20 protein-coding genes are annotated in these 24964 nt (G+C 75.2%); 7 read left to right on the top strand and 13 right to left on the bottom strand.

What is annotated here, in order from left to right:
- Nucleotides 1-34 precede the first annotated feature (34 nt).
- Nucleotides 35-505 (top strand): CBS domain-containing protein, encoded by a 471-nt coding sequence (locus tag RMN57_RS07895; protein WP_313762671.1) that lies wholly within the window; start codon nucleotides 35-37, stop codon nucleotides 503-505.
- A 52-nt stretch (nucleotides 506-557) separates the two neighbouring features.
- Here RMN57_RS07895 and RMN57_RS07890 read toward each other — a convergent pair whose 3' ends face one another.
- The 4 genes from RMN57_RS07890 to RMN57_RS07875 form a co-directional block, all read right to left on the bottom strand.
- On the bottom strand, nucleotides 558-968 hold the full coding sequence (locus RMN57_RS07890; RefSeq protein ID WP_313762670.1) for a PaaI family thioesterase: 411 nt from the start codon (nucleotides 966-968) through the stop codon (nucleotides 558-560).
- Nucleotides 969-1106: 138 nt separating this feature from the next.
- Nucleotides 1107-4946, bottom strand: a complete 3840-nt coding sequence (gene fxsT, locus RMN57_RS07885; protein ID WP_313762669.1) for an FxSxx-COOH system tetratricopeptide repeat protein — start codon at nucleotides 4944-4946, stop codon at nucleotides 1107-1109.
- Nucleotides 4947-5050: 104 nt separating this feature from the next.
- A complete protein-coding gene (locus tag RMN57_RS07880) occupies nucleotides 5051-5596 on the bottom strand; it encodes a hypothetical protein (RefSeq protein ID WP_380233820.1) in 546 nt (181 codons plus the stop codon).
- A 193-nt stretch (nucleotides 5597-5789) separates the two neighbouring features.
- Complete coding sequence (locus RMN57_RS07875; RefSeq protein ID WP_313762667.1) at nucleotides 5790-8759, bottom strand: FAD-binding and (Fe-S)-binding domain-containing protein; 2970 nt, start codon at nucleotides 8757-8759, stop codon at nucleotides 5790-5792.
- Nucleotides 8760-8957: 198 nt separating this feature from the next.
- Between RMN57_RS07875 and RMN57_RS07870 the strand changes: the two genes are divergently transcribed.
- Nucleotides 8958-9581 carry a hypothetical protein gene (locus RMN57_RS07870; RefSeq protein WP_313762666.1) on the top strand — a complete coding sequence of 208 codons (624 nt, stop codon included), beginning with the start codon at nucleotides 8958-8960 and terminating at the stop codon, nucleotides 9579-9581.
- A gap of 54 nt (nucleotides 9582-9635) precedes the next feature.
- Here the strand turns inward: RMN57_RS07870 and RMN57_RS07865 are convergent, their stop codons facing one another.
- Together RMN57_RS07865 and RMN57_RS07860 are read right to left on the bottom strand one after the other, a co-directional pair.
- The gene (locus RMN57_RS07865) at nucleotides 9636-10652 is read right to left on the bottom strand and encodes a glycosyltransferase family 2 protein (protein ID WP_313762665.1); all 1017 of its coding nucleotides are present in this window, start codon (nucleotides 10650-10652) and stop codon (nucleotides 9636-9638) included.
- A 219-nt stretch (nucleotides 10653-10871) separates the two neighbouring features.
- Entirely contained in the window at nucleotides 10872-12581 is a 1710-nt protein-coding gene (locus tag RMN57_RS07860) for an MFS transporter (protein WP_313762664.1), read from the bottom strand.
- A 108-nt stretch (nucleotides 12582-12689) separates the two neighbouring features.
- Here RMN57_RS07860 and RMN57_RS07855 point away from each other — a divergent pair, with 108 nt between their 5' ends.
- Nucleotides 12690-13307, top strand: coding sequence for a TetR family transcriptional regulator (locus tag RMN57_RS07855; RefSeq protein ID WP_313762663.1), 618 nt, complete (start codon nucleotides 12690-12692; stop codon nucleotides 13305-13307).
- Nucleotides 13308-13475: 168 nt separating this feature from the next.
- Here the strand turns inward: RMN57_RS07855 and RMN57_RS07850 are convergent, their stop codons facing one another.
- The 3 genes from RMN57_RS07850 to RMN57_RS07840 all read right to left on the bottom strand — a co-directional run bounded on the left by RMN57_RS07850 (nucleotide 13476) and on the right by RMN57_RS07840 (nucleotide 17420).
- Nucleotides 13476-14186, bottom strand: a complete 711-nt coding sequence (locus tag RMN57_RS07850) for a transglycosylase SLT domain-containing protein (RefSeq protein ID WP_313762662.1) — start codon at nucleotides 14184-14186, stop codon at nucleotides 13476-13478.
- Nucleotides 14187-14753: 567 nt separating this feature from the next.
- The gene (locus RMN57_RS07845) at nucleotides 14754-15764 is read right to left on the bottom strand and encodes an EI24 domain-containing protein (protein WP_380233785.1); all 1011 of its coding nucleotides are present in this window, start codon (nucleotides 15762-15764) and stop codon (nucleotides 14754-14756) included.
- Between the two features lie 195 nt (nucleotides 15765-15959).
- On the bottom strand, nucleotides 15960-17420 hold the full coding sequence (locus RMN57_RS07840) for an amino acid permease (RefSeq protein WP_313762661.1): 1461 nt from the start codon (nucleotides 17418-17420) through the stop codon (nucleotides 15960-15962).
- Between the two features lie 365 nt (nucleotides 17421-17785).
- On the opposite strand from RMN57_RS07840, the gene RMN57_RS07835 reads away from it, so the two are divergent.
- Nucleotides 17786-18988, top strand: a complete 1203-nt coding sequence (locus tag RMN57_RS07835) for a metallophosphoesterase (RefSeq protein ID WP_313762660.1) — start codon at nucleotides 17786-17788, stop codon at nucleotides 18986-18988.
- Between the two features lie 86 nt (nucleotides 18989-19074).
- On the opposite strand, the gene RMN57_RS07830 is transcribed toward RMN57_RS07835, so the two are convergent.
- Nucleotides 19075-19299 (bottom strand): hypothetical protein, encoded by a 225-nt coding sequence (locus tag RMN57_RS07830; protein ID WP_313762659.1) that lies wholly within the window; start codon nucleotides 19297-19299, stop codon nucleotides 19075-19077.
- Between the two features lie 192 nt (nucleotides 19300-19491).
- On the opposite strand from RMN57_RS07830, the gene RMN57_RS07825 reads away from it, so the two are divergent.
- Together RMN57_RS07825 and RMN57_RS07820 are read left to right on the top strand one after the other, a co-directional pair.
- Nucleotides 19492-20577, top strand: coding sequence for a Ku protein (locus tag RMN57_RS07825; RefSeq protein WP_313762658.1), 1086 nt, complete (start codon nucleotides 19492-19494; stop codon nucleotides 20575-20577).
- Between the two features lie 53 nt (nucleotides 20578-20630).
- Nucleotides 20631-20912, top strand: a complete 282-nt coding sequence (locus RMN57_RS07820) for a hypothetical protein (RefSeq protein ID WP_313762657.1) — start codon at nucleotides 20631-20633, stop codon at nucleotides 20910-20912.
- Nucleotides 20913-21008: 96 nt separating this feature from the next.
- Here RMN57_RS07820 and RMN57_RS07815 read toward each other — a convergent pair whose 3' ends face one another.
- On the bottom strand, nucleotides 21009-22397 hold the full coding sequence (locus RMN57_RS07815) for an NADP-dependent succinic semialdehyde dehydrogenase (protein ID WP_313762656.1): 1389 nt from the start codon (nucleotides 22395-22397) through the stop codon (nucleotides 21009-21011).
- A 284-nt stretch (nucleotides 22398-22681) separates the two neighbouring features.
- Nucleotides 22682-22966 (bottom strand): DUF6158 family protein, encoded by a 285-nt coding sequence (locus tag RMN57_RS07810; protein ID WP_313762655.1) that lies wholly within the window; start codon nucleotides 22964-22966, stop codon nucleotides 22682-22684.
- Nucleotides 22967-23293: 327 nt separating this feature from the next.
- On the opposite strand from RMN57_RS07810, the gene RMN57_RS07805 reads away from it, so the two are divergent.
- Entirely contained in the window at nucleotides 23294-24391 is a 1098-nt protein-coding gene (locus RMN57_RS07805) for a hypothetical protein (protein ID WP_313762654.1), read from the top strand.
- On the opposite strand, the gene RMN57_RS07800 is transcribed toward RMN57_RS07805, so the two are convergent.
- Nucleotides 24343-24936, bottom strand: a complete 594-nt coding sequence (locus tag RMN57_RS07800; RefSeq protein ID WP_313762653.1) for a dihydrofolate reductase family protein — start codon at nucleotides 24934-24936, stop codon at nucleotides 24343-24345. The genes RMN57_RS07805 and RMN57_RS07800 overlap by 49 nt on opposite strands.
- Between the last annotated feature and the right edge of the window lie 28 nt (nucleotides 24937-24964).

Genomic DNA, 24964 nt, shown 5'->3' with positions numbered 1-24964 from the left:
GAGCGCCAGTGGCAGGTACGTCAGGAGGCCGATCATGATCAGAGCCAGCGACATCATGCACCCGGGCGCGGAGTGCATCCGCGAGCACGAGACCCTCGCCACGGCAGCCCGGATCATGCGGGACCGCGGCGTCGGTGCCCTGCCCATCTGCGGCGAGCGGCAGCGGCTGCTGGGCATCGTGACCGACCGCGACATCGTGTTGAAGTGCGTCGCCGAGGGCCGCGACCCCGAACACGTGACGGCGGGCGAACTGGCCCAGGGGCGGCCGATGACGGTGGAGGCGGACGAGGACGCCGAGCAGGTGCTGCGGGTGATGGAGCAGTACAAGGTGCGCCGGCTGCCGGTGATCAACCACCCCGAGCACGAGCTCGTCGGGATGATCAGCGAGGCCGACATCGCACGCGGCCTGCCGCAGGCGCGGCTGGCCGAGTTCGTATCGGCGGTCTGTGAGGAGGAGAACCCGAAGTCGAAGGAGATGGAGCAGCCCTACCCGACACCCCTGTAGCACCCGCCCGCCGCAGCACCCGCCCGACCGCCGGGCGGACGGGGCGCCCCGGTCACGCCAGCGCGTACACCGCGGTGGCGTGGGCGGCCGGTTCGTCCTGCCCTTCGGCGGTCAGGGCGATGTCCAGGAAGGCGATCCGCCGACCGAGCTTGGTGACCCGGGCGTGGACCAGGACGTCCTGTCCGGTGACGGCCCGCTGGAAGCTGGTGGACTGCTGGACGGTGGTCATCGGGCCGAAGCCGCCGCGCGCCGCCGACACCGCGATCACGCTCGCGGTGTCGGCGGCGGCCATCATGGCCTGACCGGACAGGCCGCCGCCCTCCCGGGCGAGTTGGTCGGACCAGGGCAGCCGGAGCACCGCGTGCTGGGGGCCGGTCTCGGCCACCGAGAGGCCGAGGGCCTGCACCCAGGGGGCGAAGTTGTCGGCCAGGATCTTGTCCGCCTCGGCGGTGGTGAGGGTCATCCCGCCATTGTGGCGGCCGCGAGCACGCGCTGTCAGCGGCTCACCCGTACGTGTGTCGAGCCGGGCGCCGGCCCCGCCCCGCCCCCGCCCGCGGCCCCGCCCGTCGGCCCGGCGCCCGCCCGACGGGGCAGGGCGGACTCAGATCGGCTGGGTCTCCAACTCGCGGTCGAGCGGGCGCAGTTCCCGGGCCGCCCGGGTCTCCGGGTGGTTCTCGCCGAGGTGCCGGGCCAGTGCGGCCACGGCGTTCCGGTGCGCCGCGGGGCCGTTCGGGTCGGCCCCCCGCAGCAGGACGGTCAGGGCCAGGTCCGCCGCGGCGGCGAGCACGTCGTGGTGGTCGGGCCCGTAGCGGCCCCGCAGACCCTCGACCGCCGCCCGGTGGAGCCGTTCGGCTTCCGCCCAACGGCCCTCGTCGGCGAGGGCGTTGGCGAGGTTGGCGGTGATGGTCAGGGTGAACGGGTGGGTCGCTCCGACCGCCGTGGTCAGCGAATCGAGCGCGGCGCGGCCCGCCCGGGCGCCCGCCCCGGGGTCGCCTGTCCGGCGCAGGTAGACGGCGACGTTGCCGGCGCAGGCCAGGGTGAACGGGTGGCTGTCACCGAACGTCCCGCGATAGGCGTCGTGGACGCGCACGGCCAGGTCCAGGGCGGCGTGGTGGTCGCCGGCGGCGCTGTGGTCGGCGGCCCGGCTGAGCCTGCAGACCAGCATGTCGGGCGTGTCGGAGCCGTACCGCCGGAGGTAGCGCTCGTAGGCGTCGCCGGTCAACCGGCTGCCCTCCTCGGGCCGCCCGGCCCGCCGCAGCACGGCGCCCAGCAGGGTGGTGTTGCGCAGGTGCTCCGGCAGGTCCGGCTCCAGCACGGCTTCGAGGTCGGCCATGGCCTCCCGCAGGAGTCCGATCGCGGGCTCGTGGCGGCCGAGTTCGTGCAGGTCGCGGGCGAGGCAGGTCTTGGTGGACAGGGTGTACGGGTGGTGCCGGCCGAGTACGGCGGTGCGGCGCTCCAGGTTCTGCTGGTCGAGTGCGCGCGCGGCCTCGCTGTCGCCGACCAGCCGGTAGCAGATCGCCAGGTTGTTGGCCATGGCGAGGGTGCGCGGGTGGGTGTCCCCGAACAGGTCGGCCGAGTGCCGGTGGGTCGCGCGGTCCAGGTCGAGTGCGGCCGCGAACCGGCCGAGGGTGCGGAAGTCCGCGCCGATCGACCCGGCGGTCTGCAGGGCGTCGGGGTGGTGCTCACCGAGCAGTGCCCGCTGGCGTTCCAGGGTCGCCTCGTTCAGCGCCAGCGCCTCGGTGTAGCGGCCCTGCCCGCGCAGCACGTTGGCGAGCTGGAAGCGGAGCAGCAGGGTCTGCCGGTCGTCCCCGCCGAGCTTGCGGGTCCAGTCCTCGTCCAGCGACCGGCCGAGGGAGAGCGCCTGCGACAGCTCGCCGCGCTTCCACAGGTAGCGGACCCGGTCGATCAGCAGTGTCCGGGTCTCGGGCTCGTCGCAGAGATGCGCCTCGGAGGGGTAGAGGTGCGGCCAGATCTCCTCGAAGGAAGGCCAGTTGGTCGGATCGTCGGTGTCACCCACGGCCGGGCGGGCCCGGCTGAGGATGCGGTGGACGGTGTGCTTGGCCCGGAGCTGCCCTCCGCCGCCCTCGACCTCGCCGCGGACCACCGCCTGGACCAGCCGGTGGAGTTGGAGGCAGCCGGCCTCCGCGTCGACCCGGACGAGCGAGTAGCGGCCGAGCGCCCGGACGGCGGCGGCCACCGCGAAGGCGTCGGTGGCCGCCGGATCGGACTCGGCCAGGGCGGCGATCATCTCCTCGCCGTAGAGCAGGCGGGCCGCGATCGGCTCCGGTGCGCAGTACGCGCAGAGCTGCAGCAGCCGGGCCGCGGCAGGGGAGCGGTCCCGCAACCGCTCGATCGAGACGCCCCAGGCGGCGGCCACCGACCGCGGGTAGTCGAAGGCTCCCTCGGAGGAGAGCGCCTGCTCCAGTCGGGACAGGTAGGCGGCCACCGGCATCGCCGTGGCGTCCAGCCAGGCGGCGGCGACCTCCACGGCGAGCGGCAGGTCACCGAGTGCGTCGGCCACCGCGTGGGCGTCGGCGGTGGAGAGTCCGCGGACCCGGCGGCGCAGGTGGTCGGCGCTCTCCTCCCGGCTGAAGACGTCGACCTCCAGGGCGCTGGCGGCCCTGGTCCAGCCCAGGTTCCGCGAGGTGACCAGGATCCGGCCGGGGCCGTCGGGGAAGAAACGGCGGATCTCGGCGGGCTCGTCGGCGTTGTCGAAGACCAGCAGCCAGCGGTCGGACGGGTTGCCCCGGCCCAGCGCCTCGCGCGCCGCCTCGGCGGCCTCGGCCACCGAGTCGCCGACCGGGAGCCCGAGCCGCCGCGCGAGCCCGGCCAGGGCGAGGGCCGCCGACTCGGTCTGCTCGGCGTCGATCCACCAGATCAGGTCGTACTCGGCCCGGTAGCGGTGGGCGTACTCCAGGGCCAGCTGGGTCTTGCCGATGCCGCCGAGCCCGTAGAGGGTCTGCGAGGTCGGCAGGACGGCCGCCACGCCGGCGCCGAGCTGGCGGTGCAGGTGCTCCAGCACGGCCCGGCGGCCGGTGAAGGACGGGTGCCGGGGCGGCACCTTGAAGTGCGCGGGGACGGAGCCGGGGTAGCGCAGGCCGGTCAGGTCGGGTGCCCGGGGTGTGCCGCCGACCGCGGCGAGCAGGGCCGCGGCGGCCGGCTCGGGGCCGAGCCCGACCAGGTCGACCACCGGGCCCTCGACCGGTACCGGCTCGATCCGGAGGGCCACCGTGGTCCCGTGGCCGAGGTCCGCCGCGGCGCCGGGTTCGGTCGAGGGGCCCGCCGGGGACCCGTCGGGGCTGTGCGCGCCGGATCCGTCGGGGGCGCACGGCCCGGCGGATCCGCGGCCCGCCCTCAGGAACGCGGGGGAGAGCAGGGCGACGGTCCGGTCCCCCGCGTCCGGGAGGACGTGCAGGCCGGCGCGGCGCAGCACCGCCTCGGTCCAGCCCGCCCAGAGGGCGTCCTCGGGTGCGTGGCGCAGGGTGACCGTCGTGCCCTCGGAGGAGAGCCGGCACAGCGCGCACTCGGCGGTTCGGCGCGGCTGTGCGCCCGCGTGCAGCGGCCGGAGCCAGGGCGCGGCCCCGGGATCGGCGACGAGCCGTCCGGCCGCGTCGGCGATCCCGGCGGGCAGGCACCCGTGGTGGGCCGCGAGCCCGCGCAGCTCGGCCTCGGGCGCCGACAGGTCGTGCACGGCCAGGCGGTCCGCCAGGTAGGCGGCCGCCTCGGCCGTGGTGAAGGCGTCGACCGCGACCAGCCGGCGCCTGCTGGTCCGCAGGCTCCGGTCCGCGCGGCGGGTCGTGACCAGCAGGAGCCCGGTGGCGCTCGGGGCGGGCCAGAGCCCGGCCAGGTCGGCCGGGTCGGCCAGGCCGTCGAGCACGATCAGCCAGCGGCGGTCGGTGGTGTTGAGCCACGTCAGCAGGCGCCGGTCGGCCGCCGCGGCGGCGCCGGGCCCGCCGCCCACGCCGTCCCCGTCGACCCGGGTGACCCCGCCGGCCCCGGTGCTCCCGCCGAGGCCGAGACGGTCGGCGGCCAGCGCGTAGGCGTGCCGGATCGCGGCGGCGCTGCTCGCGTCGATCCACACCACCAGGTCCACCGCGCGGGTGCGCAGGGCGAGTTGGACGTGGTGGACGGCCGCCTGGGTCTTCCCGGTCCCGGCCGGTCCGCTGAGCACGACCGAGCGCAGGCTGTCGACCGAGCGCAGGCTGTCAACCGGGCGGAGGCCGTCGACCGGGCGACGGGCGGCGGCCGGACCGTGGCCGCCGGCCCCGGCCCCGGCCCCGGCCCCGGGGAGGCCGTCGGCGGTGACGGAGCCCGGGACGGCGAACGAGCCCTCGACGGCGGCCCGGTGCCGGAAACAGTCCGCGAGCAGCGGGACGGTGCCGACCTGGACCGGCCAGTCGACGGTGGCCGCCGCGCCGGCCGGCCGACCGTGGAGATGCACGTCGCGGACGGAACCGGCGACGACACCACCGGAGTTGAGGAGGTCGCGCGCGCTGCGCACCCCGTCGTACGGGGTGTCGGCGCCGGGCCCTGCCCCGGAGGCGGTCAGCGCGGGGCCGCCCCCGGCGGGGTAGGGCGGTCGGGGGCTCCGGCACGGCCCGAGGCGCCCGTGCCGTCGGCGGTGCCCGGGCTGTCCGGTGCGCCGCCGATGGTGACCGGGCCACCGAAGTCCCGGCCGATGGCGCCACCGTGGTTGATGACGTCGCCGCCGGCCGTCACGCCGCTGTGGGACGCCTCGATCCGGACGGTGGTCGGCGCAGCCGCGCCGACCCGCTCCAGCAGCTCCCGGAGCCGGGCGCCGGCCTCCGCCTGCTCGGCCGGATCGAGCCCTTCCAGGAAGTCCTCCAGCCTGGTCTGCCAGGAGGCCTCCTGACGCTCGGCGACGAGGGCGCGCTCCTCCGGCGCGGCCGCCTCCAGAGCTGCGCCGGTCCGGTCCAGGCGTTCGAGCGCGGCCTGTTCGGCGGCCGGCCGCCCCCGGCCCAGCAGACGGGCGACCCGGTTCCGGACCTCCGTCCAGACGTCCGTCCCGGCGGCCTGGACGATCCCCGCCCCACCGGCCGCGGCCAGTGCGGTCAACGCCTCCACCAGCATCCCCCAACCCCCGGAGTCCCTGCGTGCTCGACGAACCTCGCCGGAATCTTCTGACACCCATTCAATGGCACCGGTTCCCGGCTAGGGAAGGCCGCGACGCGATCAATCCTGGTACGCGGCGGGGCTGGTGGGGCCGAGGGGACGGGGGCGACCGGGGAGGCAGCGGAGGTGCCGGCCGTCCGGCCCCCGCCGATCAAGTCCGTTGCTCGCGGAGGGCGCGGGCGATCAGCTCGGCGAGGTGCAGGGCGCGGCGGCCCTCGGCGAGTTGGGAGATCTGGGTCCGGCAGCTGAAGCCGTCGGCCAGGATCACGGTGTCCGGCGACGCGGCCCGGACCTCCGGGAGCAACACGCGCTCGGCGATCGCCTCCGACACCTCGAAGTGGCCCTGCTCGAAGCCGAAGCTGCCGGCCAGCCCGCAGCAGCCGGAGTCCAGCACCCGGTTCTGCAGCCCGATCCGGGCCTCGACCCGCCGGTCCGCGGCGGTGCCGAGGACGGCGTGCTGGTGGCAGTGAGTCTGGGTGACGGCGTCGGCCGACAACCGGGGGAGCGGGGCCCCGGGGGCGTACTCGTCGAGGAACTCGGCGAAGGTGCGGGTCCGTTCGGCGAGCGGACGCGCGGCGGCGCCGAGCAGGCGCGGCACGTCCTCGCGCAGGGTGGCGGTGCAGCTCGGGTCCAGGCCGACCACCGGGGTGTCGGGGGGCAGACCGGCGTCGGCCAGCGCGCGCAGGCTGCGCCGCACCACCCGCCGGGCGGTGCCGAGTTGGCCGGTGGAGTACCAGGTGAGTCCGCAGCACACGGGCCCGGACGGCAGTCGGACGTCGAAGCCCAGGTGCTCCAGCACCTCGACGGCCGAGCGCAGCACGCTCGGCTGGAGGTGGTCGGAGAAGGTGTCCGGCCAGAGCAGCACCGGCCGCGCGTCCGCCGGGGCGGGCCCGGCGGCGCGGCGGCGGAACCAGCGGGTGAAGGTCTCCGGCGGGAAGACCGGCACCACCCGGCGCGGGTCGATCCCGCCGAGCCGCTTCAGCGGACCGGCCGCCGGTGAGCGGGCGATCAGGTTGGCCGCGGCGGGCGCCAGCGCGACGGCCCGCAGCCAGAGCGGCAGCCAGCCCATCGAGTAGTGGGCGACGGGCCGCGGCCGGCGCCGGTAGTGCTGGTACAGGAACTCGGTCCGGTAGGTGGCCATGTCGACGTGGACCGGGCAGTCGCTCGCGCAGCCCTTGCAGCCGAGGCAGAGGTCCAGCGCCTCGCGGACCTCGGGCGAGCGCCAGCCGTCCGGGACGGCCTCGCCGCGCAGCATCTCGGCGAGCAGCCGCGCCCGGCCGCGGGTGGAGTGCCGCTCCTCGCCGGTGGCCATGTAGCTCGGGCACATCACCCCGGTGGCGGTGTCGACGCAGGCGGCCACGCCGACGCAGCGCCGCACCGCCCTGGCCAGGCTGCCGCCGTCCTGCTCGTAGGGGAGGGCGAGCGGCAGTTCGCGCACCGGGCCGGCCTGGCGGAGGTCGGCGTCGAGCGGGCGCGGGTCGACCAGGGCGCCCGGGTTCAGCAGGTTCTCCGGGTCCCAGATCCGCTTGAACCCGGCGAAGAGGTCGATGATGTCGGGCGGGTACATCCGGGGCAGCAACTCGGCGCGGGCCTGCCCGTCACCGTGCTCGCCGGAGAGCGAACCGCCGTACGAGACCGCCAGATCGGCGGCCTGCTCCATGAACTCCCTGAACACCAGGACGCCTTGGGGCTCGGCGAGGGGGAAGTCGATCCGCAGGTGGATGCAGCCCTCGCCGAAGTGCCCGTACGGGACACCGCGCAGGCTGTGGCGGCGCAGCAGGGCCCGCAGGTCGCGCAGGTAGTCGCCGAGCCGCTCGGGCGGGACGGCCGAGTCCTCCCAGCCGGGCCAGGCCTCGGCGCCGCCCGCCCCGGCAGGCCCGCCGGCCCCGGCAAGGCCGGCGGCCGGTCCACCGCCGGACCCGGCGCCGGCGTCGCCCGCCCCGGCCGGCAGGCGGGTGACGATCCCCGCGCCCGCCTCGCGCACCGCCCAGAGCTGCCGCTGCTCGCCCGGGTCGGTGACCACCGCGACGGTGGCCGAGCGCTCGCGCCGGACGGCGTCGGCCAGTCCGCGGGCGGCGTCCAGGGCCTCGGCGGCCGTGTCGCCGCCGGTCTCCAGGAAGAGCCAGCAGGCGCCATCGGGCAGCCGGTCCAGCGCGGGCGGGCGCGGCCCGGCGGCGAGCAGGGCCGCGATCAGGTCGGCGGCCATCCCCTCGGCGGTGAGCGGCCGCAGCGGAAGCAGGGCCGGGACGGCGTCGGCGGCGGCGGTCTCGTCGGGGTAGCCGGCCACCACCAGGACGCGGGCGGCGGGCTCCGGGACCAGGCGGACGGTGGCGCCGAGCAGCAGCGCGCAGGTGCCCTCGGTGCCGGTGAGCGCCCGGGCGAGCTGGTGGCCGCGCTCGGGCAGCAGGGCGTCCAGCGGGTAGCCGGAGGTGCGGCGGGGCAGGTCCGGCATGCCCCGGCGGATGGTGGCGAGGTTGCGGTCGGTGAAGTCCTGCAGCTCCCGGTGGAGCGCTCCCGCCCGCCCGGGGAGCTCGCGCAGGGCCGCGCGCTCGGCCGGTTCGAGCGGTCCGCCGACGGTCAGTTCGGTGCCGTCGGCGAGCAGCAGGTCGAGCGACTCGACGTTGTCGGCCGTCCGCCCCCAGGCCAGCGAGTGGGAGCCGCAGGCGTCGTTGCCGATCATGCCGCCGAGCGTGCAGCGGCTGTGCGTGGACGGGTCCGGTCCGAATCGCAGCCCGTACGGGCGGGCCGCCCGCTGCAGGTCGTCCAGCACGACGCCGGGCTCCACCCGGGCGGTGCGGCGCTGCGGGTCGACGTCGAGCACCGCGCCCAGGTGGCGCCGGAAGTCCAGGACGACGGCGCCCGGGCCGACCGCCTGCCCGCCGATGCTCGTACCGGCCCCGCGCGGCACCACCGGCACCCGGTACCGGCGGCAGAGCGCGAGCGCGGTGCGCACGTCGTCGAGGTCGGCGGGTTTGACCACGCCGAGCGGCAGGTGGCGGTAGTTGGACGCGTCGTGGCTGTAGACGGTGCGCTCGGCGGCGCCGAAGCGGACGTCGCCGCGCAGGGTGGTGGCCAGCTCCCGGGCGAGGTCGGCGCCGGGCGTGGCGGACGGTCGGCTCACGTGGGTCCTCCCGGGTGCGGGGCGGGGCGGGGCGAGCGGTGCGGCGGGGGCCGGCGGGACGGCGCGAGGCCGCGCGGTGACGCGGACCGCCGCGGTCACGGCCGGTGCACCCCGCGATCATCGCAGCCGGGCGGGACCGCGCGGTACCGGCACCCCGGTGTGTACCCGACGAGGTGTCATCTGGCACGCTCGGCCGACATGACGATCACGAATCCGGCCGGCGGCTCCGCCGGAGCCGACTACGTCGCCGGCCTGCCGATCGGCGAGCGCCCGCCGTTCCCGGCCGACGGCGCGCCGTCCTGGGACATCTTCCCGTACGAGGGGGACCTGAAGGTCCGGGTCCTGCAGGCACCCGAGCTGCCCGAGCCGCCCCGCCAGGGCGAGGACGGGCCGGAGGGCTGCGCCCAGTGCGCGCGCCCGGACTCGGACTTCCTCTGGACGGACGCGCACTGGCGGCTGAGCACCACGAACGAGCCGGCCGGCCTGCCCGCCGTCGTGCTGCTCCAGCCGCGCGCCCACCACGACCTGCTCGACCTCCCGGCGGATCGCGCCGCGGAGCTGGGTCCGATGCTGCAGCGGGTGGAGGCGGCGCTGCTGGCGCTCGGCGGCATCGGCCGGGTCCACGTGAACCGCTGGGGCGACGGCGCCGCGCACCTGCACCTGTGGCTGATCGCCCGGCCCGCGGGCATGGCGCAGCTGCGCGGCTCCACCCTGCCGCTGTGGATGGACGTCCTGCCGAAGCCCTCCGACGAGGCGTGGGCCGCGACGGCGAGCCGGATCGCCGCCGCGATGGCCGCCGACGGCGGCACGGCCCACGTCTGAGCGCCGGACGGCCCCGGGCGCAGTCCCCGGTCCCGGCCGGGGACTGCGTGCGCCCTAGGCCTTGCGCCGGGCCGAACCGGTGAGCGTGCCCTTGGCGATGTGGGAGAGCTTGGCCACCTCGAACGCCGGGTAGGCGCCGCCGGCCAGCAGCGAGAACTTCACACCCTCGCGCCCTCCGGGCCGCCGGTGCCCGGCCGGCAGGAACCGGCGGTGGTGCTCGGCGGCGCGGTGGAAGAACTGCGGGCGCTCGGCGCGCGCCACGCACCCGGCGAGGTCGAAGACGAAGAGGTAGTGCCGGATCATCCGGACGAACAGCGCGTCCCGGACGGCGTCCGCGCCGGGGAGCTCCTCCAGCAGCGCGAAGCTCCGCTCGTACTGGTCGAAGATGTCGAACACGCCGCTGCCGGGCGAGCCGGTGGGGTGCACGGTCTCCCGGCGGCGCAGCTGGACGCAGGCGCGCGGCAGCGCGGCGACCCGCCGGGCCGTCAGCATCGCCGCGTGGACCACCGGGACCTCCTCGTACCGGCCGTCGGGGAAGACCAGGCCCTGGGCGCGCCAGTGCTCGCGGCGGACCAGCCGGTCCCAGATCAGCGCGGGCGCGCCGAACACCTCCGGCCGCTCCAGCGGCCCGAACGGCTCCGGGCCGGCCTCGGCGAGCAGCGCCTCGGCGCCGCCCGGCCAGTCCCGTCCGCCGTGCCGGCGGGTGTGCCCGAACAGGAGCACGTCCACCGGCCCGGTCTGCCCGAGCCGGTCGGCGAGCGTCTGCAGGGCGTCCCGGGCGAGCAGGTGGTCGGCGTCCAGGAACAGCAGGTACTCGCCCGCCGCCCGGGCCGCGCCCGCGTTGCGGGCCACCCCGACCCCCACCGACGCGTCCAGGTGGAGCGCCGAGACCTGCGGGTGCCGGGCCGCGTAGGCGTCCGCGATCCCGGCCGCGGAGTCGGCGGAGCGGTCCGCGACGACGATCACCTCGAAGTCGCGGAAGGACTGGGCGAGCAGCGAGTCCAGGCACTCCGGGAGCTGTTTCTGCTGGTCATAGGCGGGGACCAGGACGCTGAGCAGGGGTGAGGGCATGAGGCCGGAGCGTAGGAGCGCTCGCCGGAGGTGGCAAAGCCTTGACAGCCCGTAATTCTGAGCAATACCCGTCAAATCGTACGGGCGTGCGCCATATCTTCACGTGTCGTTCCGGACGCGTCCACGTCAGTGCGGGTGTACGCACGGTCCCGCCGTCGCCCGGCGCGGTGGCCGGGCGACGGCGGACGCCCGCGGAACGGCGCCCCCGGCGCCCCCGGCTCAGCGGTCGCCGGCCGAAGGCCGGGGCAGCTCGGTCACCACCCGCAGGTCGGCCCCCGGCCCGGCCGGTGCGGCCGGCCCGCCCGCGGACCGCCGCAGCAGGACCGCCACGGCGACGGCCGCCAGCAGCGCGGCGCCCGCGCCGGTCAGCAGCGTGACGTGCATGCCGTCCACGAACGCCGCCCGGGCGTGCTCGGCCACCGGTCCGCCGAAGTGGGAGGCCGCCGCGAGGGAGGACCGCGCAGCGTCGGCCACCTGCGGCGGCAGCCCGGTGACGTCGAGTCCGGCGCGGTAGCCGGCGCCGAGGACGCTCCCCAGGACGGCGATGCCGAGGGCGCCGCCGAGCTCGCGGGAGAGGTCGTTCACCGCCGAGCCGACGTTCTGCAGGGACTGCGGCAGCGCGTCGGTGATCGCGGTGGTCGCGGGCGTCATCGCCAGCCCCGCCCCGGCACCGAGCAGCAGCAGGCCGCCGGCGAACAGCGCGTACGGGCTGTCGGCGTCGAGCCCGCCGAACGCGGCCATCGCGGCGGCGATCAGCACCAGGCCCGTCACCCAGGGACCGCGGGCGCCGAACCGGTCGGTCAGCCGGGGGCTGAGGCGGGACATCGGCACCATCGCGAGCGCCATCGGCAGCACGCTCACGGCCGCCACCAGGGCGGTGTCCCCGCGGACCAGCTGCAGGTACTGCATGATCACGAAGATGTAGCCGAAGAAGGCGAAGAACTGGCAGGTGATGGAGAGCGAGCCGGCCGCGAACCGGCGGTTGCGGAACAGCCGCGGGTCCAGCAGCGGGTGGCGCCGCCGCAGCTCCCAGCCGACGAAGCCGGCCAGCACGGCGAGCCCGACCGCGATCCCGCCGAGCGTGAGCGGATCCCCCCAGCCGCGGGTCGGGGCCTCGATCACCGCGTAGACCAGCACGCCCAGGCCGGTCGCGGCCAGCACCGCCCCGCCGAGGTCCAGCCGCGGCGCGTCCGGATCGGCGGACTCGGGCACCACGAGCAGGGTCCCCACCAGCGCGGCCACCGCGAGCAGCACGTTCAGCAGGAACACCGAGCGCCAGGACCACAGCTCCAGCAGCGTCCCCGAGGCCAGCAGCCCGACCACCGCACTGGCCCCCGCCACGGCCGCCCAGACGCTGACCGCCTTGGTCCGCTGCGCCCGCGGGAAGGTCCCGGTGATGGTCGACAGGGTGGCCGGCATCACGAGGGCCGCCCCCACGCCCAGCAGGCCGCGCAACGCGATCAGCGCCGTGGCGTCGGTGGTCAGCGCGGCCAGCCCCGAGCCGCCGCCGAACAGCGCCAGACCGACGAGCAGTGCCCGGCGCCGGCCGAACCGGTCGCCGAGCGCTCCCGCGGGCAGCAGCAGGGCGGCGAACACCAGGCTGTAGGCGTCGATGATCCAGGAGAGCTCGGTCTGGCTGCCGTGGGTCGCCCGGGCGATCTCCGGCAGGGCCACGTTCAGCGAGGCCATCGCGGCGACCACGGTGGCCAGCGCGAGGCAGGTCACCAGGAGGACCAGGTTGTGGCGGACGCCCGCGGTCCCCCGGGCCGCGGCGGAGCCGGTCGAACCGGTCGAACCGGCCGAACCGGCGGACCGGGTAGACCCGGCCGCCCCGCCGGCGTCCGGGGGCGTGGTGGCGGCTCGCGGTCCGGTGGCGCCCGGCGCGGCCGGGGCTCCGGGCCCGGCGGCTCTGGGGTCGGTAGCGGTCATGGCGGGCCTTCTCTCCCTCGTGTTCTCCCACCCGCCGCGGACCGGTCCGGCCGTCCGGGGGTGGCTCGATGCCGCCAGAGTGGGCGCGCCGCGCCTAGGATTTCAACCATGATGAATAAGCCGCCGCGCCGCGGCCGGCGGGCCGGCAGCCCGGACACCCGCGCCCAGATCCTCGACGTCGCCCGCCGCCGGTTCCTCGCCGAGGGCTACCAGGCCGTGACGATGCGCTCGATCGCCGCGCAGGCGGACGTCGACCTCGCCCTGATCAGTTACTTCTTCGGCTCCAAGAAGGGCCTCTTCGGGGCCGCGCTCGCCCTGGCCACCAACCCCGCCGAACGGCTCGCCCTGATCCTGGAAGGCGAGGTCGAGACCCTGCCGGACCGCGTCCTGGCCGAGGTCCTCGACGTCTGGGGGAGCCCCGTGGCGGCGGACCCGCTGCGCGCCATGCTCGGCGGAGCCGCCCAGGACCCGGCGGTCGGCACCCTGGTGAGCGAGGTCCTGCAGCGGGAGATGGTCGACCGCATCGCGGCCCGGATCGGCGGCGCGGACGCCCGGCGCCGCGCCTGCGACTTCGCGGCCCACCTGGCCGGCCTGATCATGGCCCGCTACGTCCTGCGTCTCGAACCGCTCGCCTCGCTGCCGCCTGATGAAATCGCCCGCACCCACCTCCCGCCGCTCCGTCTCGCCCTCCGCCCCCGCCCGGCCTCCCCCCGGCCGGGGAGGTAGCGGCCCTCAGGGCGCGGCGGGCGCGGCGGGTGCGGCTGTGGCGCGGGGCTCCGGGCCTCCGGTCCCCGAGGGGAGGGGCGGGCCGGGAACGGCCGGAGGCCACCCGCGCGGCTTCGCGGGTGGCCTCGGACGAGTCCTGGGTGCGCTCGGGGCGGCTTCAGGGACGGCTCAGTACCAGTGGTGGGTCTGCCAGAAGGACCAGGCGGCGCAGGGGCTGCCGTAGCGGGAGTTCATGTAGTCGAGGCCCCACTTGATCTGGGTGGCCGGGTTGGTGCGCCAGTCGGCGCCGGCCGAGGCCATCTTGGAGCCGGGGAGGGCCTGGACCAGGCCGTAGGCGCCGGAGGAGGCGTTGACGGCGCGCGGGTTCCAGCTGCTCTCGTGGGAGACGATGTTGCTGAAGCACTGCAGCTGGCCGGCCGGGACGATCTGGGCGGCGATCTCCCGCGGGCTGCCCGAGTAGCCGGGCTTGGCGTTGAGGGCGGAGCGCTGCTGGGAGCGGGAGGCGGCGGCCTGCGCGTCGGCCTTCGCCTTGGCCTCCGCCTGGGCCTTCGCCGCGGCGTCGGCCTGCGCCTGGGCGGCCTGCGCCTGGGCGGCCGCTGCGGCCGCCGCGTCGGCCTGCGCCTGGGCCTGGGCGGCCTGCGCCGCGGCCTCGGCCTGGGCGGCGGCGGCAGCGGCAGCGTCGGCCTGGGGCGCCTGGTCGGCGACCGGCTGCCCGTCCGCGGAGACACCGGTGGTGCCGGTGACGCCGGCCACCGGGGCGGCGGCCTCGGCGACGCCGCCGCCCTGCGGGATGGCGAGGGCGGCGGTGGCCGCGCTCGCCACCACGAGGGTGGTGATGCCGGTGATCAGGGAGTTGCGGCGGGCATGGCTGAGCTGCATGGAGCTGGCGATCCTTTTCCGTCGGGGGCCGTGTCGGGAGCGCGGGGCATCCGGCACGCGGGCTCGGGTGAGCAGGCCCGCAATGCCGTCCGGGACGGCCATGGCACCCCGGCGGTGACGGCGGGGCGGGCGGGATGCGCGGCGGGGGACAGGTCCGCAGCGCTGCCTGGCGACGGGCCATTCTTGGCAGGGCGCGGGACGGGCGGCAAAGCCGCCCGCTACTACGCGGGGTAGTGGCTCAGTGGGCGGAAACGGCGAAGCGCCCGGCCGGAGCCGGGCGCTTTCGTCCGATTTGTTCTATTTGTCCAATCGTCGGCCGGATCGGCCGTTCCGTCGACGAACGATCGGCCGCAACCCGCCGACGGCCTGCGTTCTTCCGGGTCGGCGGCGCCGTGGGCGCCCGCTGTGCCGCGCCCGGGGCCCCCGCCGCGGGCATCCGCGCGGGGGTGTCCGCGGTCGGTCCACTATCGACGGCAGTAGGACGAGAATCCCGTGTGGGCGGCTTCACATCCCGGCGGACGGTCGATGGACGCAGGGTGAACGGACGGTCACCCCCGACGCTCCTCGTCAGCTGCGGTACGGGTTGTCCGCGTACGGGTTCTGCGCGTACCGCCCCTCGGGGGCGTGCGTCGCGGGGTGCCGGGCCTCAGCGGGGTACCGGCCCTCGGCGGGCCGGCCGCCCTCGGCGGCGTACGGGTTCTGCGCGTACGGGTTGCCGGGCACCGGCTGCGGGCCGCCGTACGCGGGGTACCCGGGCTGCGACGGGTGGGAGGGGGCGCCCGGTGCGGCGGCGGCCTCGGCCGCCGGCTCCGCCGCGTCGTCCTCGTCGGCCGGCTCCTCCTCGACCGGGACCAGGTCACGGGCCAGCAGGGTCGCCCCGGCGACCGCGCCGGGCATGGCCAGGACGGTCACGAACGGGATCAGGAAGGCCAGGACCAGCGGCACGCCGAAGCCGAGCGCGAGGCCGAGCCGGGCGCGCAGCAGGCGGATCCGCTCGCGCTGCGGCACCTCGCGCCGCTGCAGCGCGACGGCCGTCAGCTCGACCGCGAGGAAGAAGCCGGACACCAGGAACCCGGCCACCGGCACCAGGGTCTGCCCGATCACCGGGATGAACCCGCAGGCGAACAGCAGGATGCCGAAGCCGGCCACCCGCACCAGCACGAAGAGGCTGTCGCGGGCCGAGACCACCAGCTCCCGCCAGAGCGGGACGTCCGGCGGGGTGGGCGCGCCGCCCTCGGACTCGTCCACCTTCTCGCAGAGCGACTCGTAGAACGGCTGGCCGACCAGCAGCGTGACCGCGGTGAAGGTGATCAGTGAGATCAGCAGGCCGCCGCCGAAGACGATCGCGGCGAGCGCCGTGCGCATCATGCCCTGCCAGGGCGAGCCCCAGTCGTCGGCGAACGGGGTGGCCCAGGTGGCGAGGTCCTCCGACCAGCCGCCGAGGAACAGCAGCGCCACCACGTACCCGATCAGGGTGACCAGTGCCGGGATCATCCCGAACGCCCACCAGCGGCCGTGCCGCGCCACCCACTTCTGGCCCTTGGCCAGGTACCCCGTCCCCGCCACAAGATCTCGCATAGGGGGAAGGGTAGGGGTTGGCCGTCGGCAGGTCATCTCGGAGACGTCGGGGTTCGGTACCGGCCGCGCGGACGCGTACGGAAACGCACGGGACCCGGTCCGGAGACGCCGGACCGGGCCCGGAAACGCCGCACCGGGCCCGGGAGCCTCCGCAACGGCTCCCGGGCCCGGCGTTCGCGGCCGGTGTGCCCCGGATCAGGCAGCCGGTTCCACCGCCGCGGCCCGTCGCCGTCGGCCCACCACGGCCGACGCCGCCAGCACGATCGCTGCAGCGACCAGCGACAGGTACATCTGCTTCCGCCCGTCGGCGTCGGTGAACATGTACGCCACCACGAAGCCGATCATGCCGATCGCGGTCCAGGTGAGGTAGGGGTACAGCCACATCCGGACGGTCAGCCGCTCCGGCATCTCACGCTCGATGATCTTCCGCATCCGCAGCTGGGAGAAGCAGATCACCAGCCAGACGAAGAGCGCGACGGCGCCGGAGGAGTTGAGCAGGAAGGAGAAGACGGTGTCGGGGGAGGTGTAGTTGAAGAAGACGGCGATGAAGCCGAACACCACCGAGCACAGGATCGCGACCCGCGGCACGCCGCGGTCGGTCACCGAGGCGAAGACCTTGGGGGCGTCACCGCGCTGGCCGAGCGAGAAGGCCATCCGGGAGGCGGTGTACATCCCGGAGTTGAGGCAGGAGAGCACGGCGGTCAGCACGATGACGTCCATCACCTGGCCGGCGCCGGGGATGCCGATGTGCTCCAGCACGGCGACGTACGGGCTGCCCTTGACGGCCGCGGAGTCCCACGGCAGCAGGGCGACCACGAGCAGGATGGAGCCCAGGTAGAAGACGCCGATGCGCCAGATCACGCTGTTGGTCGCCTTGCTGACCGCCTTCTCCGGGTCCTCCGACTCGCCGGCGGCCAGGGTGACGATCTCGCTGCCCATGAAGGCGAAGACCACTGTCAGCATGCCGGTGAAGACCGCGCCGATGCCGTGCGGGAGGAAGCCGCCGTGGCCGACCAGGTTCTCGGTGCCCACCGCGTGGGTGCCGGGCAGCAGGCCGAACGCGGCCAGGGTGCCGATCACCAGGAAGGCGGCGATCGCCACCACCTTGATCCCGGCGAACCAGAACTCGAACTCGCCGTAGGAGGCCACCGAGAACAGGTTGGTCGCGGTGAGCACCGCCATCACGATCAGCGCCCACCCCCACTGCGGTACGCCGGGCACCCAGTGGTTGAGGATCTTCGCGCCGGCGGTGGCCTCGACGGCCAGCACCACGACCCAGAAGAACCAGTACAGCCAGCCGATCGTGAAGCCGGCCCAGCGGCCGAGCGCCCGGTCCGCGTACGCGGAGAAGGAGCCGCTCTGCGGGTCGGCCGCCGCCATCTCGCCGAGCATCCGCATCACCAGCACGACCAGCACGCCGGCGAGCGTGTAGGAGAGCAGGATGCCGGGGCCCGTGGAGGCGATGCCCGCACCGGAGCCGACGAACAGGCCGGCGCCGATCACGCCGCCGATCGCGATCATCGACAGGTGGCGGTTCTTGAGCCCGGCCTTGAGGTGGCCGTCGCCACCGTGGCCGGGCCCGCCGTGCTGGGGCTGCTGCTTGGTGGCGGCGTCGGCCGGGGGAGAGACGGCCGACGTTGTGGTTTCCGCACTCATGGAGGGTGTCCTGTTGCCTTTCCGGCGCGGCCTGCCCCTCGGCTCGTTCGCCCGAGGGTGGGGGACGGACCCGCGCAATGCGGTGCAACCTAACTTCTACCTACGAGTATCGGAACAACGTCCCGGAAATCGTTCGCTGAGCGGACACGAAAGCCCAGGTCAGCATGGGTGAAGAACTGTCGTGGAAAGCTCAAATCTGACACATCGCCAGGCGTTTCGGGTGCCCTCGGAGTGATCCCGCGGCCGCTCCGGACCGAGGTCGGAGCGACGCCGGACCGCCCCCGGGCCCGCCCCGGTCCGGCCTGCGGCGGCCGCCCGGACCCGGCGGCGGACGGGACCGGCCGGGCGGACATACTGTCCGCGTGATGATCGTCCTCGTCCTGCTCGGCCTCCTCGCGGTGCTCGCCGTGCTGGCCCTCGCGCACTGGTACCTCTGGCGGCGCCTGGTGCGCGACGTGTCCGCGCCCGGCGGGTGGTGGCGCCGGACCGGCACCGTGCTCGCGGTGGTCCTGCCGCTGCTCTCGGTGGGGGCCCTGCTCGGCGGGCGGAAGTTCCCGCTCTCCGTCGAGCGCTGGTTCGCGTGGCCCGGCTTCCTCTGGCTCGCGGTGCTGCTCTACCTGCTGCTGGCGCTCGCGGTCGGCGAGGCGGTCCGTCCGCTGCTGCTGCGGCTGCCGCGCCGGAAGGCGGCGACTCCCGCGGCCGCCACCGAGTCGGACGACCGGCCGCCGGTGGCGGTGCCGTCGCCCGAGCGCCGGCTGTTCGTCGCCCGGACGGTCGCGATCGGCGCCGCCGGCGCGGCGGCGGCCGTGGTCGGCAACGGCGCCTACGGGGTGCTGCGCGGGCCGCGGCTGAAGCAGGTCACCGTGCCGCTGGCCAAGCTGCCCCGGCAGGCGCACGGTTACCGGATCGCGGTGGTCAGCGACATCCACCTCGGACCGATCCTCGGCCGTGCCCACACCCAGCGGATCGTGGACACCATCAACCGCACCCAGCCCGACCTGATCGCGATCGTGGGCGACCTGGTGGACGGAACGGTGCCCGAACTCGGCGCGGCCGCCGAGCCGTTGGCGCAGCTGCGGGCCCGCGACGGCGCCTTCTTCGTCACCGGCAACCACGAGTACTTCTCCGGCGCGGCGCCCTGGGTGGACTTCGTCCGCGAGCTGGGCGTCCACCCGCTGCAGAACGCGCGGGTCGAGCTGTCCGGCTTCGACCTGGCCGGGGTCAACGACCTCGCCGGGAAGGGCGAGGGCGACGGGCCGGACTTCGCCAAGGCGCTCGGCGACCGCGACCGGGCCCGCACCTCGGTGCTGCTCTCGCACCAGCCGGTCACCGTCCACGACGCCGTCCGGCACGGCGTGGACCTCCAGCTCTCCGGCCACACCCACGGCGGCCAGCTCTGGCCCGGCAACTACCTCGCCGAACTGGCCAACCCGACCGTGGCCGGGCTGGAGCGCTACGGCGACACCCAGCTCTACGTGACGCGCGGCGCCGGGGCCTGGGGGCCGCCCGTCCGGGTCGGGGCGCCGTCCGACATCACCGTCGTCACGCTCGCCTCGCTCCAGGCCTGAGGCCGCGGCCGGGCGGCGCTCCGGGCCCTCGGCCGCCGGGCGGCGGCCTCACCGCTCGCGCCCGCGTCCGGCCCGGTGCGCCCGCCTCACCGCTCGCGCACCTCCAGCAGGACGATCCGCCGTCCGTCGGCCGGGTTCCCGGTGAGGCGGGCGGCCAGGATGCGGGGGATGTCGCTCTCCTGCGAGTAGCCGGGCACCACCGCCACCTCGGCCCGGTGGACGGCGCGCTCCCCGGCCAGGGTGTACGCCACCCGGTAGACCGTCCGCTCCGGCGGCGGGGCGGGCGGCCGGGGTGCCCCGGTCCTCGGCATGACGGCTCCTCCTCGGGTCCGCGCCTCCCCCGGCGTCCCCCCGCCGCCCATTCTGCGCCGCCCGTTCCGCGCCGGCCCGGCCCCGACCGGATCCTGTGGCCGATCCGGGCAAACGCGGGCAGAGTGGAAATCCCCGGAGCGGGACTCCGGTCGGCGCGAACCCCGGGACGGCTCCGGAGAGGGGCGACCCCCATGCAGACCACCTGGAAGGGGACGATCAGCTTCGGGCTGGTCAGCATCCCCGTGCACCTGTACTCCGCCACCCAGGAGCACGACGTACCGCTGCACCAGGTGCACGCCAAGGACGGCGGCCGGGTGCGGATGAAGCGCTACTGCGAACGGGAGGAGCGGGAGGTCCCGTACGCCGAGATCGCCAAGGGCTACGAGTCGCCCGACGGCCGCACGGTCACCCTCACCGACGAGGACCTCGCCGACCTGCCGCTGCCCAGTAAGAAGATCATCGACGTGCTGGCCTTCGTCGACGCCGGCGAGATCGATCCGCTGATGTTCTCCAAGGCCTACTACGTCGGGGTGGCCGACAAGGCCGCCGCCAAGCCGTACGCGCTGCTGCGCGACGCGCTCACCGAGTCCGGTCAGATCGCGGTGACCAAGATCGCCCTGCGCACCAGGGAGTCCCCGGCGGTGCTGCGGGTGCACGACGGGACGCTGGTGCTGCAGACCTGCATCTGGCCCGACGAGGTGCGGTCGGCGGCCGGGATCGCACCCGAGGAGGAGGTCACCGTCCGGCCGCAGGAGCTGAAGATGGCGCGCTCGCTGATGGAGACGCTCTCCGAGGACTTCGACCTCGCCCAGCTCCACGACGACTACCAGCAGGCGCTCCAACAGGTCATCGAGGCCCGGCTGCAGGGCGTCGAGCTGCCGCACGAGGAGGAGCCGGGCGAGGCGCCCGACAACGTCATCGACCTGATGGAGGCGCTGCGCAGCAGCCTCCGGGAGGCGAAGGGCTCCCGGCGCGGCCACCCGGGTGAACCGGCGGAGGACGCCGGGGCGGCGGCGGCCGGGCCGGAGGCGGCGAAGCCGGCGCCCCGCAAACGTGCCGCCGCCCCCCGAAAGCCGGCCGCCACCCGCACGGGTGCCGGCAGCGGCACGCGGACCGCGGCCGGGAGGAGCACGGCGGGCAGGACCGCCGCCACGAAGACCACCGCGAAGAGCACTGCGAAGACCACCGCGAAGAGCACCGCGAAGAGCACCGCGAAGGCCACCGCCGGCGCCAGGGCCGGCACCAGGAAGTCCGCAGCTCCCCGCAAGGCCTCCTGAGGCCTCGTGAGCTGCTCACCGGCAGTCCCGACGACCTCCGGAGGCGATCACAGATGGACCTGCTCACCTACAAGGCACTCGACACCGGCCCCGGGGCCCCGCAGCACCCGAGCCTGGCGCACCGGGCCTGGCACGGCCTGCTCAGCATCACACCCACGGCCGTGGTCTTCCTGGTCGGGCTCTCGCTCGGACTCGGCGCGGTCGGTGCCCAGATCACCTCGATACCGTGGCTGATCGTCTTCAGCGTGATCTGGGGCATCACCCTGATCGTCCTGATGGGCATGGTCGCGCGCTGGGCGAAGCACGCCCGGGGCGCCCAGCGGCTGGCCACCTGACCGGGCCGGAGCCCCTCAGTCCCCGGCCGGGGACTGAGGGGCTCCGGAAGGCTGCGCGGGGCCGAAGCGCCGCCGAGCCGCTGCCGAACCGCTGCGTTACGCGACCCAGACCGTGGTCACGTTGCAGAACTCCTTGATCCCGTGCCCCGACAGCTCCCGCCCGAAGCCCGAGCGCTTGACCCCGCCGAACGGCAGCGCCGGGTGCGAGGCGGTCATGCCGTTGAAGAAGACCCCGCCGGCCTCGATGTCCCGGACGAAGCGCTCCTGCTCGGCCGGGTCGTCGGTCCACACGTTGGAGCTGAGCCCGAACGGCGTGTCGTTGGCCATGGCCACCGCCTCGTCCAGGTCGGCGGCCCGGTAGACGGTGGCGACCGGGCCGAAGGTCTCCTCCTGGTGGATCCGCATCGCCGGGGTGATGCCGGTCAGCACCGTCGGCTCGTAGAACCAGCCGGCGTCGAACCCCTCGGGGCGGCGGCCGCCGCACTCCACCCGGGCGCCGTGCTTCTTCGCGTCCTCGACCAGCTCCTCCAGGTCGTCCCGGCCCTGCCGACTGGCCAGCGGGCCGACCTCGGTGGCCTCCTCCATCGGATCGCCGACCTTCAGCGCCCGCATCGCCCCGGCGAACGCGGCCGTGAACGGCTCGTACACGTCCGCGTGCACGATGAACCGCTTGGCCGCGATGCAGGACTGCCCGTTGTTCTGCGCCCGGGCCCGGACGGCGGTGCGCACCGCGGCGTCCAGGTCGGCGCTGGGCAGGACCACGAACGGGTCGCTGCCGCCCAGCTCCAGCACCGCCTTCTTCACCTCGTCGGCCGCGGTGGCGGCGACCGCGCGACCGGCCGGCTCGCTGCCGGTCAGGGTCACCGCGGCGACCCGGCGGTCGCGGATGACGCCGTCCACCGCGCGGGAGCCGATCAGCAGGGTCTGGAAGCAGCCCTCCGGGAACCCGGCCCGCACGAACAGCTCCTCCAGGGCCACGGCCGTCCGCGGCACGTTCGAGGCGTGCTTCAGCAGACCCACGTTGCCCGCCATCAGGGCCGGCGCCGCGAACCTGATCACCTGCCAGAACGGGAAGTTCCACGGCATGACGGCGAGGACCGCGCCGATCGGGCGGTAGCGGACGTAGGCGCGGGCGGCGCCGGCGTCGGCGACGTCCGCCGGGTCGGGGTGCTCGTCGGCGAGCAGCGCCTCGGCGTTCTCGGCGTACCAGCGCATCGCCTTCGCGCACTTCGCGGCCTCGGCGCGGGCGGCCGTCAGCGGCTTGCCCATCTCCTCGGTCATCGTGCGGGAGACGGCCTCCCGGTCCTCGTCGAGCAGGTCGGCGGCGCGCCGCAGCAGCTGGGCGCGGTGGGCGAAGGAGGTGGTGCGGTAGGTGCGGAACGCGGCCTCGGCGCGGGCCAGCCGCTGCTCGATGCCGGCGGCGTCCAGCTCCTCGAAGGTCTCCAGGGTCTCGCCGGTCGCGGGGTTGACGCTTGCGATGGGCACGGTCGGGCCTCCCGGGTGTCCGTTGGGGTCGGGGTTGGGCTTCGGGGTCCTGCTCGGATTCTGCTCGGGTCCTGCGGCGGGGCATTGCGGCGGGGCTCTGCGTCGGGTCGGGCTGCGCCGGGTCGGGCGTCGGGCTGCGCGGACGGATCGGCGGAGCACGGGCCGGCGGTCCGACTCCACCCTGGCCGACGGCCCGGCCGTGGGCACGCCTCCACCGCCCGGCGTGTCCCGTCGGGCGGTGGACGAAACGGGGGACGCGACCTGGGGCCCGATCCACGAGGCCCCTACTCCGGCAGCGACTCCACGCGGGCCGCCGCCTCCCGGGCGCGGGCGCCGGCCCTGGTCCGCCCGGCCGTGACCAGCCGGTTCGGGAACCGGTGCAGGTACTCCGCCTCCAGCTGCCCGGTGCGCAGGGTGTGCCGCTTCAGCGCCTCCTCCGACCCGTACAGGAACGTCTCGTGCCGGGTCCGGTGCAGCTGCTCCAGCTCGTGCAGCAGTGTGTCGTTGCCGAGGGCGTGTGGCGAGATGCCCTCGGGCCTGATGTGCGGAGCGTCGGTGGGGTGCCGCATGTCCACTACCTCCTCGGCCGGTCCCCCCGCTTACCCGGTGCCCGGCCCCCGTCGCCGGTACACCCGTTCGAGTAAGGGGACCTGTCCTCGCCGACGGCCCTTCCGACCGCCGACCGGTGATCGGATCGTACGACGGTCACCCCGTCCGCGTCGCGACCGGAACGCACCGACGGCGAGGACCATGGGCCGGCCTCGGTTGATCACGTGCGTGTCCCGCGGAGGCGGGCGCCGAGGCTAGTACCGGCGCCGCCGGCGTCCGACGGGCCGCAGGGCGACGGGTTGGCCGAATCCCGCTCCCCGGCCGGCGCGCGTCGCTAGCCTGTCCGGGTGACCACGCCTCCAGCGGAGCACCCTGCCCAGCTCGGGCTGCTCGACCTGACGGTCGACCTCTCCGTCCCTCAGGTCTATTCGGGCACGGACTTCACGGTGTACCTACACATCAAGAACCCGTTCGCGGTGCCGGTGTGGGTGGACTCGGTCGAACTGGCCCTACCGACGCAGCTGTTCCAGCGACTTACGGAGTCCCCCGAGCCGACGCCGGAGGAACGGGCCGTCCCGGCCGAGACGGCGGCTCTGCAAGCCTCGGTCGACCGACGGACGGAACGGATCGCCTCGCTGGAGCGGGAGCTCGGCCGGTTGCCGGCCGACGACGTCACCGAACGTGAGTCGATCCGGCGGGAGACGGCGCGGCTGGAGGACGAGAACTCGCGTGACCGGGAACGGCTGGACAGAGCCGGCGGTCCGCTGAACGTCAACACCTACAACGGGTCGCAGGTCAACGTGCTCGGGCCGATGCGGCGGATGAACATCAACGCCTACGACGCCTCGACCGTGAACATCCACACCCCGGCCGAGGGAGGCCGCGGGCGGGTCCAGCTGGTGGGCTCGCTGCCCCCCGGGACGGCGCTGGAGCCGGGGTGTACCGACGTCTGGACCATCCGGCTCGGCACGGGCCGAAGCCCGTTCTTCGTCCCCGCAAGCTACCGCCTCCAGTTCACGGTGATCTACGGCCTGGCGCCGCGGCGGACCGACCTGGAGGACCTGGCGGCGTCCACCGGTGCCGATGGGGCACCCGGCCGTCGGCCGGTCTTCTCCAACACCACCGCGCTCACCGTGCCGCTCAAAGCCGCGCTGTGGAACGTGATGACCGGCGGTGCGCTCGGAGGTGCGGTGGGCAGCATCGGGCGGTCGCTCCAGGAAGCGCAGAGCCTGAGCGCGCTGGTCCACCAGCACGTGGGGACGACCATCGGCTCGCTGCTCCTCGCGGTCATCCTGAGCACCGCAGCGATCGTTTTCGCTGCACGCAAGTCCGAGGCGCAGTCCTTCGTCACGGTCGAGGACTTCTGGGGCGGGGTCTTGGTGGGCTTCCTGATCGGCTACTCGGGGACTGCGGCGTTCGCGGAGCTCACGGGGGTGCGGGCGTAGTGGAGGAGGACCACGCCGTTGGGGAAGGGGCGGGTCTCCAGAAGGGTGAGGTCGGTGGACTCCGTGGTGGCGGGGAAGAGCCGGCGTCCGCGGCCCAGGCGCACGGGGTGGACGTAGAGCCGGTACTCGTCGATCAGGCCGAGGCGGAGGAAGGTCTCGGCGAGGTTCGCGCCGCCGAGCGCGAGGTCGCCGCCCTTGCCGGCGGTGAGGGCGGCGACGGCGGCCGGGGTCACCTCGTGGAGGACGGTGGTGTTCCAGTCCGCGTGGGTGAGGGTGCGGGAGAACACCGTCTTCGGCAGTTCGCGCCAGATCCGGGCGAACTCGACCACCGCGGGGCTCGCGTCCGGGGCCTGGTCGGCGGTCGGCCAGAAGCCGGCCATCCGCTCATGGGTGACCCGGCCGCTGATCAGACCGCCCAGCGGGGCGATCACCCGGTTGAGGTGGAGGTGCAGCTCCTCGTCGACGCGGTGCCAGCCGATGTCGCGCTCCGGGCCCTCGAAGTAGCCGTCGAGGGACACGGACATGAAGAGGACGACCTTGCGCACGGTGGCCTCGCCGGGGGTCGGGCGGCGC

The sequence above is a fragment of the Kitasatospora sp. CM 4170 genome (assembly GCF_032110285.1).
Taxonomy (GTDB): domain Bacteria; phylum Actinomycetota; class Actinomycetes; order Streptomycetales; family Streptomycetaceae; genus Kitasatospora; species Kitasatospora aburaviensis.
Note: the sequence above shows the minus strand (reverse complement) of the source record. Positions and strands in the feature narration are given on the sequence as shown.

Excerpts from the sequence above, each read along its gene's own strand:
- RMN57_RS07840 (WP_313762661.1), bottom strand. The coding sequence starts at position 17,420 with ATGAGTGCGGAAACCACAACGTCGGCCGTCTCTCCCCCGGCCGACGCC.
- RMN57_RS07820 (WP_313762657.1), top strand. The coding sequence starts at position 20,631 with ATGGACCTGCTCACCTACAAGGCACTCGACACCGGCCCCGGGGCCCCG.
- RMN57_RS07890 (WP_313762670.1), bottom strand. The coding sequence starts at position 968 with ATGACCCTCACCACCGCCGAGGCGGACAAGATCCTGGCCGACAACTTC.
- RMN57_RS07830 (WP_313762659.1), bottom strand. The coding sequence starts at position 19,299 with ATGCCGAGGACCGGGGCACCCCGGCCGCCCGCCCCGCCGCCGGAGCGG.
- RMN57_RS07835 (WP_313762660.1), top strand. The coding sequence starts at position 17,786 with ATGATCGTCCTCGTCCTGCTCGGCCTCCTCGCGGTGCTCGCCGTGCTG.
- RMN57_RS07880 (WP_380233820.1), bottom strand. The coding sequence starts at position 5,596 with ATGCTGGTGGAGGCGTTGACCGCACTGGCCGCGGCCGGTGGGGCGGGG.
- RMN57_RS07865 (WP_313762665.1), bottom strand. The coding sequence starts at position 10,652 with ATGCCCTCACCCCTGCTCAGCGTCCTGGTCCCCGCCTATGACCAGCAG.
- RMN57_RS07855 (WP_313762663.1), top strand. The coding sequence starts at position 12,690 with ATGATGAATAAGCCGCCGCGCCGCGGCCGGCGGGCCGGCAGCCCGGAC.
- RMN57_RS07810 (WP_313762655.1), bottom strand. The coding sequence starts at position 22,966 with ATGCGGCACCCCACCGACGCTCCGCACATCAGGCCCGAGGGCATCTCG.
- RMN57_RS07860 (WP_313762664.1), bottom strand. The coding sequence starts at position 12,581 with ATGACCGCTACCGACCCCAGAGCCGCCGGGCCCGGAGCCCCGGCCGCG.
- RMN57_RS07870 (WP_313762666.1), top strand. The coding sequence starts at position 8,958 with ATGACGATCACGAATCCGGCCGGCGGCTCCGCCGGAGCCGACTACGTC.
- RMN57_RS07850 (WP_313762662.1), bottom strand. The coding sequence starts at position 14,186 with ATGCAGCTCAGCCATGCCCGCCGCAACTCCCTGATCACCGGCATCACC.
- RMN57_RS07895 (WP_313762671.1), top strand. The coding sequence starts at position 35 with ATGATCAGAGCCAGCGACATCATGCACCCGGGCGCGGAGTGCATCCGC.
- RMN57_RS07825 (WP_313762658.1), top strand. The coding sequence starts at position 19,492 with ATGCAGACCACCTGGAAGGGGACGATCAGCTTCGGGCTGGTCAGCATC.
- RMN57_RS07845 (WP_380233785.1), bottom strand. The coding sequence starts at position 15,764 with ATGCGAGATCTTGTGGCGGGGACGGGGTACCTGGCCAAGGGCCAGAAG.